The 13394-nt window shown below is 74.7% G+C and carries 12 protein-coding genes; all 12 read right to left on the reverse strand.

Annotated features, from left to right (window positions below):
• Positions 1–19: 19 nt before the first annotated feature.
• The gene (locus ACFHWU_RS01040; protein ID WP_416589604.1) at positions 20–3412 is read right to left on the reverse strand and encodes an error-prone DNA polymerase; all 3393 of its coding nucleotides are present in this window, start codon (positions 3410–3412) and stop codon (positions 20–22) included.
• Positions 3405–4991, reverse strand: a complete 1587-nt coding sequence (locus tag ACFHWU_RS01045) for a DNA polymerase Y family protein (protein ID WP_416589701.1) — start codon at positions 4989–4991, stop codon at positions 3405–3407. The genes ACFHWU_RS01040 and ACFHWU_RS01045 overlap by 8 nt, the downstream gene beginning before the upstream one ends.
• Before the next feature lie 37 nt (positions 4992–5028).
• Positions 5029–5826 carry a hypothetical protein gene (locus ACFHWU_RS01050; RefSeq protein WP_416551712.1) on the reverse strand — a complete coding sequence of 266 codons (798 nt, stop codon included), beginning with the start codon at positions 5824–5826 and terminating at the stop codon, positions 5029–5031.
• 123 nt (positions 5827–5949) lie between these two features.
• Complete coding sequence (locus ACFHWU_RS01055) at positions 5950–6408, reverse strand: SAV_6107 family HEPN domain-containing protein (protein ID WP_416551710.1); 459 nt, start codon at positions 6406–6408, stop codon at positions 5950–5952.
• Positions 6409–6926: 518 nt separating this feature from the next.
• Positions 6927–7547: a C39 family peptidase gene (locus tag ACFHWU_RS01060; RefSeq protein ID WP_416551708.1), complete on the reverse strand. Its 621-nt coding sequence runs from the start codon at positions 7545–7547 to the stop codon at positions 6927–6929.
• Between the two features lie 443 nt (positions 7548–7990).
• A complete protein-coding gene (locus ACFHWU_RS01065) occupies positions 7991–8446 on the reverse strand; it encodes a hypothetical protein (RefSeq protein ID WP_416551706.1) in 456 nt (151 codons plus the stop codon).
• Entirely contained in the window at positions 8409–8711 is a 303-nt protein-coding gene (locus tag ACFHWU_RS01070; RefSeq protein WP_416551704.1) for a hypothetical protein, read from the reverse strand. The genes ACFHWU_RS01065 and ACFHWU_RS01070 overlap by 38 nt, the downstream gene beginning before the upstream one ends.
• 157 nt (positions 8712–8868) lie before the next feature.
• The gene (locus ACFHWU_RS01075; RefSeq protein WP_416589605.1) at positions 8869–12327 is read right to left on the reverse strand and encodes a hypothetical protein; all 3459 of its coding nucleotides are present in this window, start codon (positions 12325–12327) and stop codon (positions 8869–8871) included.
• Positions 12328–12339: 12 nt separating this feature from the next.
• Positions 12340–12504 (reverse strand): hypothetical protein, encoded by a 165-nt coding sequence (locus ACFHWU_RS01080; protein ID WP_416551700.1) that lies wholly within the window; start codon positions 12502–12504, stop codon positions 12340–12342.
• The gene (locus ACFHWU_RS01085; RefSeq protein WP_416589606.1) at positions 12474–12830 is read right to left on the reverse strand and encodes a hypothetical protein; all 357 of its coding nucleotides are present in this window, start codon (positions 12828–12830) and stop codon (positions 12474–12476) included. The genes ACFHWU_RS01080 and ACFHWU_RS01085 overlap by 31 nt, the downstream gene beginning before the upstream one ends.
• Positions 12827–13036, reverse strand: a complete 210-nt coding sequence (locus ACFHWU_RS01090) for a DUF397 domain-containing protein (protein ID WP_416551696.1) — start codon at positions 13034–13036, stop codon at positions 12827–12829. Before ACFHWU_RS01090 ends, ACFHWU_RS01085 begins: the two co-directional genes overlap by 4 nt.
• Before the next feature lie 14 nt (positions 13037–13050).
• On the reverse strand, positions 13051–13335 hold the full coding sequence (locus tag ACFHWU_RS01095) for a type II toxin-antitoxin system Phd/YefM family antitoxin (RefSeq protein ID WP_416589607.1): 285 nt from the start codon (positions 13333–13335) through the stop codon (positions 13051–13053).
• Between the last annotated feature and the right edge of the window lie 59 nt (positions 13336–13394).

Consider the following 13394-nt stretch of genomic DNA (forward strand, 5'->3'; position numbering starts at 1 on the left):
CGCGCGGCGGATCCGGCGGTCAGCGGAAGTCCCGGGACGTCGGGCTGACCGGGGTGGTCACCGCGTCCAGCCGGTCGGCGACCAGGTTGATCACCCCTTCGGCCTTCTCCAGCCGGCCCCGCACCAGCAGGGCCGCGCTGGACCGGGCCACTGTCCGGTAGCGCTGCCACAGCCCGGGTGAGCAGGTCACGTTGAGCATCCCGGTCTCGTCCTCCAGGTTCACGAACGTCACCCCGCTGGCGGTCGCTGGGCGCTGCCGGTGGGTGACGATGCCACCGACCCGGACCCGGGTGCCGGCGACGACCCGACCCAGAGCGGCGATCGGCACCGCCCCGGCGGCGGCCAGCCGGTCCCGGACGAACCGCACCGGGTGGGTGTCCGGTGACAGCCCGGTGGCCCACACGTCGGCCATCAACGCGTCCACCTCGTCCAGACCGGGCAGGGTCGGCGCGGCGACCCCGACGGCGACCCCGGGCAGCCGGTCGGCGCGTTCCTGCGCGGCCGCCCCGGCCCCCCACAGCGCCTGCCGACGGGTCAGCCCGAAACAGGCGAACGCGTCGGCGGTGGCCAGCGCCTCCAGTTGGGCGGCGGTCAGCCCGACCCGGCGGGCCAGGTCCGGCATGTCCCGGTACGGCCCGTGCGCGGCCCGCTCGGCCTCGATCCGTTCGGCCAGCTCGTCGCCGATGCCGCGGACCGCCGACAGGCCGAGGCGCACCTGCGGGCCGCCGACCCCCCACCGGTGCGGCGGCTCCCCCGACGCGCCACCCCACCGGGTACGGGCGTCGACGACCAGGGTGGCCGCCGCACCGCTGGCGTTGACGTCCGGCCGGTGCACCCGTACCCCGTGCCGGCGGGCGTCGTCGACCAGGGTCTGCGGCGAGTAGAACCCCATCGGCTGGGCGTTGAGCAGCGCGGCCAGGAACGGCGCCGGGTGGTAGCGCTTGAGCCAGGCGCTGGCGTACACCAGGTAGGCGAAGCTCATCGCGTGGCTCTCCGGGAACCCGAAGCTGGCGAACGCGCTCAGCTTCACGTACAGGTCGTCGGCCAGCTCACCGGTGATGCCCCGGCCGGCCATCCCGGCGTACAGCCGGTCGCGGATGGCGGCCATCCGAGACGCCGACCGTTTCGACCCCATCGCCCGGCGCAGCTGGTCGGCGCCGGCGGCGTCGAAGCCGGCCAGGTCGATCGCCAGCTGCATCAGCTGCTCCTGGAACAGCGGCACGCCGAGGGTCTTCTCCAGCGCGTTGCGCATCAGCGGATGCGGGTAGGTCACCGGGTCCTGGCCGTTGCGCCGGCGGATGTACGGGTGCACCGAGCCGCCCTGGATCGGGCCGGGACGGATCAGCGCCACCTCGACGACCAGGTCGTAGAAGCAGGTCGGTTTCAGCCGGGGCAGGGTGGCCATCTGGGCGCGGCTCTCCACCTGGAACACCCCGACCGAGTCGGCCCGGCACAGCATCGCGTACACCTCGGGGTCGTCCAGCGACATGGCACTCAGGTCCAGTTCGGAGCCGATCAGGTCGTGTGCGTCGTGCAGCGCGGTGAGCATGCCGAGCCCGAGCAGGTCGAACTTGACCAGGCCGACGCTGGCGCAGTCGTCCTTGTCCCACTGCAGCACGGTGCGCCCCGGCATCCGGGCCCACTCCACCGGGCACACCTCGATCACCGGCCGGTCGCAGATCACCATCCCGCCGGAGTGGACGCCCAGATGCCGGGGGAAGGTCTGCAGTTCGTCGGCGTACGCCACCACCTGCGCCGGAATGTCCTCCCCGGCCGCCGCGACCGCGCCGTAGTGGTCGATCTGTTTGCTCCAGGCGTCCTGCTGGCCGGGCGAGAACCCGAACGCGCGGGCCACGTCGCGCACCGCCGACCGGGGCCGGTACGAGATCACGTTGGCCACCTGGGCGGTGTGTTCCCGGCCGTAGCGGCGGTACACGTACTGGATGACCTCCTCGCGGCGGCCGGACTCGATGTCGACGTCGATGTCCGGCGGGCCGTCGCGTTCCGGAGCGAGGAACCGTTCGAACAGCAGCTGGTGGCGGACCGCGTCGACGTTGGTGATCCGCAGCGCGTAGCAGACCGCCGAGTTGGCCGCCGACCCCCGTCCCTGGCAGTAGATGTCCTGTTCCCGGCAGAACGCCACGATGTCGTGCACGACCAGGAAGTAGCCGGGGAAGTCCAGCCGTTCGATCATGTCGAGTTCGTGGTCGAGCTGCCGGTACGCCTCCGGGTGCGCCTCGCGCGGGCCGTACCGCTCCAGCGCGCCCCGCCAGGTCAGCTCCCGCAGCCAGCTCATCTCGGTGTGTCCGGCCGGCACCGGGTGGTCCGGCAGCCGGGGGGCGACCAGCTGCAGGTCGAACGCCAGTTCGGCGCCGTAGCCGGCGGCCCGGGCCACCGCACCCGGGTAGTCGGCGAACCGGGCCGCCATCTCGGCGCCGGAGCGCAGGTGGGCGGCGCCGGCGGCGGGCAGCCAGCCGTCGATGTCGTCCAGGCCACGGCGGGCCCGGATCGCGGCCAGCACGCTGGCCATCCGGTGCCGGGCCGGCGTGGCGTAGTGCACGTTGCCGCTGGCCACCGTCGGCAGCCTGCGGGCGCCGGCCAGCTCGGCGAGGGCGTCGTTGCGGTCGCCGTCGTCCGGATGCCCGTGGTCGGTCAGCTCGACCGCGACGCCGTCCGCGCCGAACAGCGCCACCAGCCGGTCCAGCTCCGCGTCGGCGGCGGCCACCCCGCCGGTACGCAGCGCCGCCGGCACCGGCCCTTTGCGGCAGCCGGTGAGCACCAGTACGTGGTCGCGCAGCGCGGCGGCGACCTGCTCCAGGCTGCCGTAGTCGGGTCGGCCCTTCTCCCCGCCGCGCAGCTGCGCCCGGGAGATGACCCGGGCCAACCGGGCGTACCCGGCCGGGCCACGGGCCAGCGTCAGCAGGTGCCGCCCGGCCGGGTCCGGCTCCCCGGTGCGCGGTGCCGCCCGCCGGTCGCCTACCCTGCCCCGGTCCGCACCGCCCCGGCCCGCGCCGGTGCTGTCCTCGGTGAGGGACAGTTCGGCGCCGAACACGGTCGGCAGCCCGTACGCGGCGGCCGCCTCGGCGAACCGCACCACCCCGTAGCAGCCGTCGTGGTCGGTGACGGCCAGCGCGGTCAACCCCAGCCGGACCGCCTCCTCGACCAGCTCCTCCGGGTGGCTGGCCCCGTCGAGGAAACTGAAGTTGCTGTGGCAGTGCAGTTCGGCGTACGGCGTGACCGGCCCGCCCCCGGCGGCGGCCGGCCCGCCCCCGGCGGTGACCAGCGGCGCGGCCGACGGCGCGGCCAGCCCCGGCGGCGGTGTGTACGGTGCCCGTTTGCGGGTCCAGCCCGGCGCGTCGCCGCCGTCGCCGTCAACCGCGAGCGGGTCGACCACCATCGGGTCGTCAGTCATAGACGGCCTCCACCACCCAGCGCCCGTCGGCGCGGGCGATCAGCAGGGCGCTGCCGTCGGCGAGCGCGACCTGGAACCGGGCCCGGCGGCGCGCCTCGGCCGGCGCCCACCAGCGTTCGTCGAGCGGCCACGGGCCGGTCCAGCCGGTGACGTCGACCGCAGGGCCCGTACCGACGGCGAGCCGGGCCGGCGCGGCGCTGACCACCAGCCGGGCGCTGACGGTGACCGGTTCGCCTGCCGCGTCGTACACCTCGGCCGGCAGCGGGGCGGGCAGCACGACCGCCGGTGCCGGCGGCGGCAGCCGGCCGGGCCACGGCGGCTGACCGGACCGGGCCGGCGCCCGTTCGTTGCCCCACGGCACCAGTCGGACCTGGTCGACCGGGGACCGGCCGCCACCGAGCACGGCGGTGACCACCGCGTCCGGCCCGAGCAGCCCCTGCACCCGGGTCAACGCCCGACGGGCCCGGGCGTCCTCCGCGCCGATCTCCCCCCACAGGCCGGGTTGCAGGGCGACCCGGGCGAGCACCCCGTCCGGGACGAGCCGCAGCCGGACGATCCCGGCGGTGGGTGCCGGCGGTGACGCGGTGCTGCCGGCACCCGGCCGACGGGCGGCGGCGCCGGTGAGCCAGCCGTCGAGCTGCCAACGCAGTCGGTCGGTGATCGCCGCGGCGGTGAGCATTCCGTCGTGCCGCCAGACGCGGTGCAGTTCCTGGCCGTGCGCGGTCACCGCTTCGATGCCGACCCGGGTGCAGGCCAGTCCGTGCCTGCTGAGCTGGTCGTGCAGCTGCTCGGCCAGGGCGCGGGCGGCAAACGCGGCCGCGTCGACCCGGTCGAGCGGTTCGTCGTAGTCGGCGGTGACGGACAGTTCGGGCGGCGGCTGTCGGGGGGTGAACGGCTGTTCGTCGCGCCCGCCGGCCAGCCGGTGGGCCAGCGCCGCGTCGGGGCCGAACCGGGCGAGCACGTCGCGGGCCGGCAGCGCGGCGAAATCCCCGAGGGTACGCAGACCGAGCCGGCGCAGCAGGCCGGCCAGATCGGGTCGGCCGAGCACCCGCAGCGGCAGCCCGGCCAGGAACGTGCGGCTGTCGCCGGGCGGGACGATCCGGCCGGTACGGGCGGCCAGCCCGGCGGCGAAGAACCCGTCGGCGACACCCACCTGGCTTTCGACTTCGCAGACCTGCGCGACGTGTTCGATGATCTGCTCGGCGGCGGGCTCCTCGCCGCCGAAGTAACGGGCCGGGCCTCGGGCGGCGACGGCGCACGCTCCGGGGCGGTGCACCTCGACCCCGGCGACGACCTGTTCGATCGCGGCGACGACCGGCTCGAACGCCCGGGCGTCGCGGGCCGGGTCGTGGTCGAGCACGGTGAGCCCGGGGCAGCGGCTCTGCGCCTCCCGCCGGCGCAACCCGGGGTGTACGCCGTCGGCGCGGGCAGCCGCGGTGCAGGCGACCACCCGGTTGGCGTGCAGGACGGCCACCGGCCCGGTGGCCGGCACGCCGTCGATGATCTCGGCGGCCGTCACCGGCCAGTCGGGGCACCAGACGACCAGCGCCCGGGTGGGCCGGCCGGCCGGGGTGGCCATGTTCATCCGCGCCGCACCAGGGTCAGCTCAGTGCGGCTCATCGCCGCTGCACCAGGGTCAGCTCGGCACGGCGGGTCCGGCGGGTGATGCCGCCGGCCGGCGCGGCGGCTGCCGGGGTGGGTGGGCCACCGGGCAGCCAGATCCGGATCTCCCGGGGCCGGGTCAGCGCTCCCCGGCCCCGGGCGGAGACGACCATCTCCCGACGGCGGAGCCGGCCCCGGCCCGGCCCGAGCCCTTCCCAGCGGCCGTTCACCACCTGCAGGGTTACGTCGGGGGCGTCCCACCGGCCGCAGGGCACCAGCACGCAGCCCCGCTGCCGGGCCCGGGCGGCGAGCCGGCCAGTCACCTGCGCTGTCACGGCGGCGGGGGCGGCGACCACCACCACGTCCACCCCGTCGATCAGCGCGGCGACCACCGCCGGCCAGTCCGGTCCGGGGTTGGGCACCAGGGCCAGCCGGTCCAGGGCGATGCCCAGCTCGGCGGCGGCGGTCACACCCAGCGCCGGCACTCCGACGACGGCGCACCACAGCCCGGCCCGGGACGCCTCGGCGAGCAGGGCCAACAGCAGCGAGGTCGCGCCGAGCCGGGCCGACCGGTGGGGCAGCACGTTGACGGTGGAGCCGCGGCGCAGCCCTCGTCCGGGTAGCAGGCCGGTGAGCATGGTCGGGACGGGAAGCACCCGGTCGATGCCGCCCGCCCCGGGCAGGCCGGTCGGGTCCGGCGTACCGGCCGTCGCCGCTGATCCGGCGCCGCCAGCGAGCGCACTGGCCGGGCGGACCAGGCCGGCGGCGACGGCGGACAACGCCGCCGTGCCGGCCACCATTCGCCCTGCCATCCTGCTTCTCTCCCCCGGGTGTTCCGCTTACACGGTGTTGTGTTGGTGGTGGTGTGCGCGTGATCGCCGCCGGCACCACGAGTGCCAGCGGCAACAGAAGTCACGCCTGCGTGGGTTGGTCGGTCAGGCAGCGGCCAGGCCGTCGAGAGCTGGTTGGTGGGCCAGCCCGAGGGTGTCCTCGACCAGGGAGACGAACTGCCCGGCGGAGCGCAGCAGGTCATCGGCTTCCCGGCCGGTGACCACCCGGGGGATGCCGGCTTCGGCGGCGGCCCGTTTGCTGGCGCCGGCGGCGAAGAAGGTGGCCCACTCGGCCATCTCGGGGGCGACCATCATCAGCAGGGCCCAGACACTGGTGACCCGGTTGCGGCGGGTGGGGGCGGGCCGGGCGCGGGCGGCGAGCATCGCGGCGGCGGCGCGCAGGGCGGCCAGGTGGGCTGCCGCGTACCGCAGCCCGTCGGGGCGGGTGTTGCCCGCTTCAGTCAGCCCGTGCCGGGCGAGGACGAGCAACTGGGCCGGGGTGCGGTTGGGCAGCAGGTGCGCCGGCACCGTGGGTGCCTGGGCCGGTGCCGAAGTGGTCGGCATGGATCCTCCTCCGCGCGTTTCACCTGTTCGGGTGCCCGCCCACGGAGGAAGACGTCGGCGGGGCGTCGTCGGTGCGGATGCGGATGCTTCCCCACACCGCATCCGCACCGACGATGCTGGCGGGGGTCCGCTGCCCGCCGCCCGGGGGTCGGGGGCGGCGGGCAGCGGTCCTGCCTGGTGGCGCTGGACCCGCGAAAGTCCAGTGCCGGGGCGTGCGGCTCGCGGCGCCGCACTGCCGGGACTCGCGCCGCGAATCGCTCCTCCCGGCGGCCAGGACGGGTGTCGACTCCGGTGGTGCCGTTGCTGACCGGCGGACCCAACCAGCAGAGCTACCTGTTATCGAACACCCGTTCTAACCTCTGCTTCACAGTACACCCTGCCACCGACGAAAATGCAACGTCAGGCACGCCAAACGCCGCTGGCCGGATCCCGGCGTACGGGACCCGGCCAGCGGACCGGTCAAGCAACCTCATCGGGTTCGACCTGGGCAGAGCTCAGGGACGTGACTCAGGGACGACTCAGGCGGAGTAGCCGCGTGCGGCGACCCAGTCAGCCAGCGCGTCAAGGTCCATCCAGTACTCCTGGCCCTCGAAGTACGGGTCGGCGATCTTCACCGTGTCGCCACCGTCGCGGTAACCCGTCACCGTCAGGTAGTGCCCACCTTCGTACGAGTGCGCCACCCCGTCGACGTCGGTCGCCGTACCCATGATGTTCGCGACCACGGCCCGGTCGTCGTCCACGGCCTCCCGCACATCGGCCCGCAGCTTCTCCACGTGCTCCGGCTTGGCGGCGTCCGTGCCGATCGCGGTCGTCTCGTACTCGGCCTCACCGATCATCTCGTTGAGCACCCGGGTCGTCTCCTCAGCCGAATCGGTACCGGCCTCGGTCGTCCCCAGCTTGCCCGCCACCTCGTCCTGCGACGGAGCATGACCCTGCGCCGTCAACGCGATCCGCGTCGCCGCCGGACCGCAGTAGTAGAAATTCGGCTGCGCCTCGTACTCCACCGCCACCTCACGCGCACCACCATCGGCGGCACCCGGACCAGCGGCCTGCGCCGCCATGGCAGGAGCCACCACCACACCACCAGCGGTCAGCAGACCAGCAACCGACAGAGCAGACTTACGGAAGATCGTGTTCATAGCAGAATCTCCGTTCCGAGGGGGATGAACCGGACACCGGACCCACCGGGTCGATAACCGGTCACGAACGGGACAGAACAGAACACGCACAAAAAAGTCGAACTCAAATGATGCGCTCCGACCTGCGCACACCCGCCGGTCCAGGCGGGGGGGCGGTCTCACCGGCGCACCGGATACAACCATCCGGGGGTGCCCGGCATTCCGCACCGGGCGGGGCCGCAGATCCGGCCGTACCCACGCCGGGCGACAGACCAGGCGGATCAGGCGGATCAGGCCCGGCAGATCAGCCGGGCCGCTCGCCTACTCGGTCCAACGCCAGGATCCAACGCCGCCCGGCCGGCCGATGTTCCACCAGAGCCCGGATGCCTCGCCACCCGCCCGCCGCGCCGCACCGAACCGCGCAGACGGGCCTAACCGCGCAAACGGGACGCCGCCGACCATGATCAGTCGCCCGGCTTCTTCCACAGCACGTACTCCAGTTGCAGCGGGCCTTCCTCGCCGTCGACCGACGTGCGCTGGGTGAGGGTGCCGTACCGCCCGTCGCTGGTCCGGATGCAGTAGACCGGAAACAGCCGTCGCCACCGGTTGCCGCTGAACATGCCCTGGACGACCTCCTCGTCGTTCCAGGCCGAGTCGGGCAGTGACGCGCAGCCGCCGAGGGTCGGCGTACCTTCGTCCCAGTCTGCGGCCTGTGCGCCGTTACGCAGGGCGGCCTGGCCGCCGGTCAGCGAGCTCCAGGTGCCGGCGGACCGGGGCTCCACCAGATCCACCGCCGCAGCGAACTCCGGATCCTGCTCCGGGTCGCCGAACCGCCCGGTGTCCAGGTCGTAGTGCAGGTCGTCACCGTCGAAGACGAGCCGGTCACCGCAACTTGCGGGTGGTGTCGATCCGGAAGACACTTACCCGCTGCGTACCGTCGCTCGTCTGGTTGATCATCAGATAGGTGGCGTCCTGGTCGGTAGCCTGCTCGCGGGCCGCCTCCTCGGTGGCGTAGATGCCGACCTCGGCGACGATCCGGTACGGCGCCGGCAGCGCCGCCACAGATTCCTTGGCGATCTCGACGACGATCGGCATGATCGCCTCCTCGAAGGCGGCCATCCGTTCGTCGTCGCAGCAGCCGGTGACGGCCGTCACCGTGACGGCGGCCGCGACGAGACCGGCCACCGCCCGGACCCACCGGCCCGACCCGATACCTCCGTACGGCCGCGACCGCCCCGTTCGCTGCACGCTTACCCCTCGTCTCCCGAACGCCTGACCGGCACCGACCTGCCGGTTGCCGATCATGGTGCGGCAGCCGGGCAAGGCCAACGCCCGGTCGGACTCAGCCGGACGCCATCGCGAGGTCGAGGGCCGCCGACCGGACGTCGGGCACCGGATGGCGGCGCAGCCGGTGCAGCGGCGACCGCCACGGCGGCGACCAGCCGTACCGGTCACCGGCCCGGACCAGCGCCACCGCGAACAACCCGGCCGCCAGGTCACCCCGCTCGGCGAGCGTCCCGACGACGGCCGTCAGCACCGCCGGGTCCCAGCTGCTCTCGGCCCGGCGTACCTGGTCGGTCAGCGTCTCGGCGAGCCGGCCGGCCAGCACCGGCCGGTCGGCGACCAGGTCGGCGAGCGCGGCCAGCTCGGCCACGACCGGGGGCGCGGTCGGTGCGGCCAGCGGCACCAGGTGGGTGAGCAGCCGCGCCGCCTGCGGGATCAGATCGGCAAACCCGACGAGGGTACGCGCGGCGGCCCGCACCGCCGTCCGGTCGGTGTCCGGGTCGGCGTCGCGGCACCAGCGCACCGCCGCGTCGACGAGCCGGTCGAGGCGGCGCCGGGCCGGCCGGTCCCCCGCCGGGTCACCCGGCCGGTCGTCGGACCGGTCCAGCCGGGCCAGCGCGTCCACCGCGACCACCAACGGCGACCGATCGACCGCCGGCGGCGACCCGTCAGCTGCCGACGGCGATCCATCCGCTGCCGCTGCCGCCGCCGGTTCGTCGAGCAGCCGGGTCACCACCCGCATCGCCGACGCCCACCGGTGCGGGTCGTCCAGGTCGGTCAGGGCGGCGACGGTCAACCCGGTCAACTCGGGTGCCCAGCGGGCCCAGGCCGGCAACGCCATCCAGGCCAGCCGGGCCGCTTCCGGATCCGGGTTGCTGGTGGCGGCCACGACCAGTGCGGCGTACCGGGGGCGGTCCGGCTCGGCGATGGTCGACGGCGGTGCGTCCAGCAGCGCCGACACCTCGGCCCGCGACGACACCGGCGAGTCGGACCCGTCGGCCGCCGAATCGGGCCGGCCGACACCAGCCGCCCCGGCCAGGATCGCCCAGCTGGCCGGCACGTCGGGCCGCTGCCGGGCGGCGGCGACCGCAGCGGCCCGCACGTCGGGGTGCTGGTCCTCCCGCTGGTACGCCGCGGTGACCACGTCGAACGCCTCCGGTGGGCCGTACCGGGCGAGCAGCCGCAGCGCCTGCTTGCGGCTGGTCACCTTGCCGGCGCCGAGGGCCACGTCGGTGAGGGTGGCAACCAGTGTGGACGGTGCGACGAGCCGGGCGGTACGGCCGGCCGCGTAGACGGCGACCCGGGCCCGGTCGTCGTCGACGTGCCGCAGCAGCACCGGCAGCGCCTCGTCCGGCCGGTCGGTCCAGGCCAGCGCGGCCAGCGCCGCCTCGGCCAGGGTGACGTCCGCCGCGTCGAGGTGCCGGGCGACGACCGCCCAGCCGGCACCGGGTACCGGGGCGGCGCAGCTGATCGCCCGTACCCGATGGTGTTTGGCCATGCTCCGGTCGGCGGCGATCGACGCCAGCAGGTCGGCGTACGCCCGCTGGTGGCGGGGCAGCCACCGGGCGACCCGGTGCGCCGGGCCGGGCACCCAGCGGGCACCGGCGGAGAGGAACTTGCCGGTCCGCTTACCGGGCGGCGTGGTGAACACCTCGTCGAGCAGGTCGGTGCGGCGGGTGCAGATCGCCTGCCACACCTCGTGGATCTCCACCGTGGACGCATCGACGGCGAGCACCTCGCCGACCCGGTCGGCCCGGGTCGCCGGGTCGGCCAGCCACAACGTCACCGCCCGGCGGAACACCGACGACACCACGCCGGGGCGGATCGCCCGGCGCAGCAGCCGCTGCAGGTGCGGCAGCCGCCAGGCGCGCCGGCCGAGCGACCAGGCGACGGCGAACAGCGGCTCGTACCGGTCCCGGGCCGCCGCGCCCTCGATCCACGGCGCGATCCGGGTGAACAGGTCGTGCTCCTGACCCCGGCGCAGCACCTGGTCGAGTCGGCCGAGGAACGGCAACTGCCGGCCGTCGTACAGCGTCTCGAAGGTCTGCATCGCCCAGCCGACCAGCGCCGGGTCGGCTGTGTGCCGGCGCAGCACCTGCCCGGCCAGCCCGCCCAGCGCCGTCAGGCTGGCCGACGAGGTGTCCCGGGCGGCCACCGCCTGGGTGACGACGTCGGTCAGCGCCGGCACCGTCGCCGGGGTGAGCAGGCCGACGACCTGCGACAACGCGGTGAACGCGCGGGCCCGTACCGGGTCCTGGTCGTTGCGCAGCCGGCGCAGCTGCTCGACGGCGGCGACGACGGCCGCCGGATCACCGCTGCGCCCGGCGGCGGCCAGCAGCAGCGCGTAGCCGGTGCCCCGGGCGGTCGCATCCGGCCGCCGAGCCGCCGCGACCAGCGCCGACTCCGCCTCGGCCCAGGGCAGGAACGCGGTGTACGTCAGCGTCGACTCCTCGCTGGCCCGGACCCGGTCGAGGCCGAGCACCCGGCGGGCCTCCCGGTGCTGCCAGCGGTGCGGCAGCACGGTCAGCAGTTGCTCCGACAGCAGCAGGTCGGCGGTGTCCACATCGGCCGTCACCGCGTCGTACAGCTCGCCGCGGCGAGCCGGTGCCAGCGCGGCGAGCAGCCGGGCGAAGGCGTGGTCGGTGCCGCGCAGCCGTACCCCGAGCGGCGTCAGGTCGGCCAGGTCGGCGTCGCGCAGCCGGTCCAGCAGCCCGGACGGCAGCTGCTGGCGGCGCAGCCAGCCGGCCCGCGCCGGGGCGGTGAGCAGCCGCAGGGTCCGCGCCGGATCCGCGCCGGCCAGTACGCCGTACGCGGTCGTCGCGCCGGGCAGGCAGGTCGTCGGGGCGTACCGCTCCAGCAGGTCGAACACCCGCGTCGGATGCTGCTGCGCGGTGTGCAGCACCGCGCGGCCCCACTCGGACCACCAGGTGTCGCGGGCGGCGCGGGACCGGGCGGCGAGCTGCGCCTGCGCGAAGTCGAGCAGCACGGTGGGGTGCCGGCGGGCCAGCGCGACGCCGCTGACGACGGCGTACGACAGGTCTGGCAGCAGCCGGGCGACGGTCTCCGGGCCGCAGGCCGGCAGCAGGACGGCGGCCTCGGTGTCGCCGAACCGGACGCGAACCGGGTCGATCAGCGCGTCGGCGAGGTCGGCGCGGCGGGCGGCCCGCAGCGTCCGGTACGCGGTGCGCCGCAGGTCGGCCGGGGCATCGTGCAGCAGCGCCGCCACCTCGTCGGGGTCGGCCCAGCCGGAGCGCAGGTACGCGGTGACCGCGACCGCCCACAGCCGGCGGTCCGGGTCGACGAACCCGGCCCGCACCGTCGCCTGGTCGCCGACGATCACCGCCATGGTGAGGCCGAGGAACCGCTGGTAGGCGTCACCGCGTGCCAGCTCGGCGAGCACGGCGGGCAGGTGCCCGGCGGCGGCCAGTCGGCGGGTGTGCCCGGCCAGGGCGGACGTCCCGGCGTGGTGGGTCAGCGGGTCGAGGGCGGCGAGCAGTTCGGCGGTGGGGTTCGGCACCGCATGATCGTCTCAGCCGCCGGCAACCGGATATCCGTTCGGCACGGACAGGTCGACCGGGTGCACGTCAACCCGAATCCCGGCACCGGTCAGCTGATAACTGCCGGACGTCGGGCCACCGGCGGCGTACACCAGGTGGCCCCGGGTCAGCCCGTACGTCGTGCAGTACGCCAGCATCTGGTAGACGTCGCTGTTCGGCGGCCGGCCCGGCCCGGCGGCCTCACCGGGCTTGCCCACGCCTCCCGGATCCGGCCCCGCAGCACCGGCAACGCCTCCTCGCGTACCTGGTAGCCCTGCAGCAACCCGGCCGCGAACGCGGCCGAGCAGGCGGTGGTGAAGGCGACCGCCATGGCCGGCACCAGGTCGGTCTCCTCGGCCAGCCCGACCGTCTCGTCGCGCCAGCCGCGCTGGTCGTCGGCGTACCCGAGCAGCCACATCAGCCGACCGATCGGCAGGTGCCGCCGCCACCCCACGCGCGGCCAGCAACCGGAAACGCGGATCACGACCGTTGGGGGTACCCCTGCCTGGCCGGCAGGCTGTGGAGCAACGAGGCGAACGACGTACGGCTGAAGTTGAGAATCGGACCCGCCGGGCCGGCCCTACTGTCCCGCACGCCCACCCGATCACCCGTCACGTTCACCTCAACGCAGTTGTCGTCGCCGCCGGACCGCGTGGACTTGCGCCGACCTGTGGCTGGAAAGCTGCTCATGGCCTCGATTCTCCTCACCGACCCGCCCCAGCCACAGCTTGAACTGCACGAGGTTCGACGCCGAGCGATTCCAGCGCCGCAGGCAGCGGCACGAACTGCCCTTCGGCGCGGGAGCGGGCGATCACCGCAGCGTCCCTGCTGTCCCGGAACGCTTCGAGTTCTTCCCACTCGTCGATCCCGACCAGCACGGCCACAGGCCGCTCGTGCGTGGTGATGACGACCGGCTCACCGGTGCGCTCGACCGACTCCAGCGCCCTGCCCGCGTCATCGCGGTGGTCATGCAGCGTGATCCGCTCCACACGGGAACCGTACCGCGCGGTGCCTTGCCAGCCACGTTGGCGACCCCTGTAGATCGGCG

The organism is Micromonospora sp. LOL_015 (assembly GCF_048060275.1).
In the GTDB taxonomy this organism is placed as follows: domain Bacteria; phylum Actinomycetota; class Actinomycetes; order Mycobacteriales; family Micromonosporaceae; genus Micromonospora_E.

What these genes read in the sequence shown, in the direction of transcription:
- ACFHWU_RS01045 (WP_416589701.1), bottom strand. Translation starts at nt 4,991, where the DNA reads ATGGCCACCCCGGCCGGCCGGCCCACCCGGGCGCTGGTCGTCTGGTGC.
- ACFHWU_RS01050 (WP_416551712.1), bottom strand. Translation starts at nt 5,826, where the DNA reads ATGGCAGGGCGAATGGTGGCCGGCACGGCGGCGTTGTCCGCCGTCGCC.
- ACFHWU_RS01090 (WP_416551696.1), bottom strand. Translation starts at nt 13,036, where the DNA reads ATGAGCAGCTTTCCAGCCACAGGTCGGCGCAAGTCCACGCGGTCCGGC.
- ACFHWU_RS01080 (WP_416551700.1), bottom strand. Translation starts at nt 12,504, where the DNA reads ATGCTGGCGTACTGCACGACGTACGGGCTGACCCGGGGCCACCTGGTG.
- ACFHWU_RS01040 (WP_416589604.1), bottom strand. Translation starts at nt 3,412, where the DNA reads ATGACTGACGACCCGATGGTGGTCGACCCGCTCGCGGTTGACGGCGAC.
- ACFHWU_RS01060 (WP_416551708.1), bottom strand. Translation starts at nt 7,547, where the DNA reads ATGAACACGATCTTCCGTAAGTCTGCTCTGTCGGTTGCTGGTCTGCTG.
- ACFHWU_RS01055 (WP_416551710.1), bottom strand. Translation starts at nt 6,408, where the DNA reads ATGCCGACCACTTCGGCACCGGCCCAGGCACCCACGGTGCCGGCGCAC.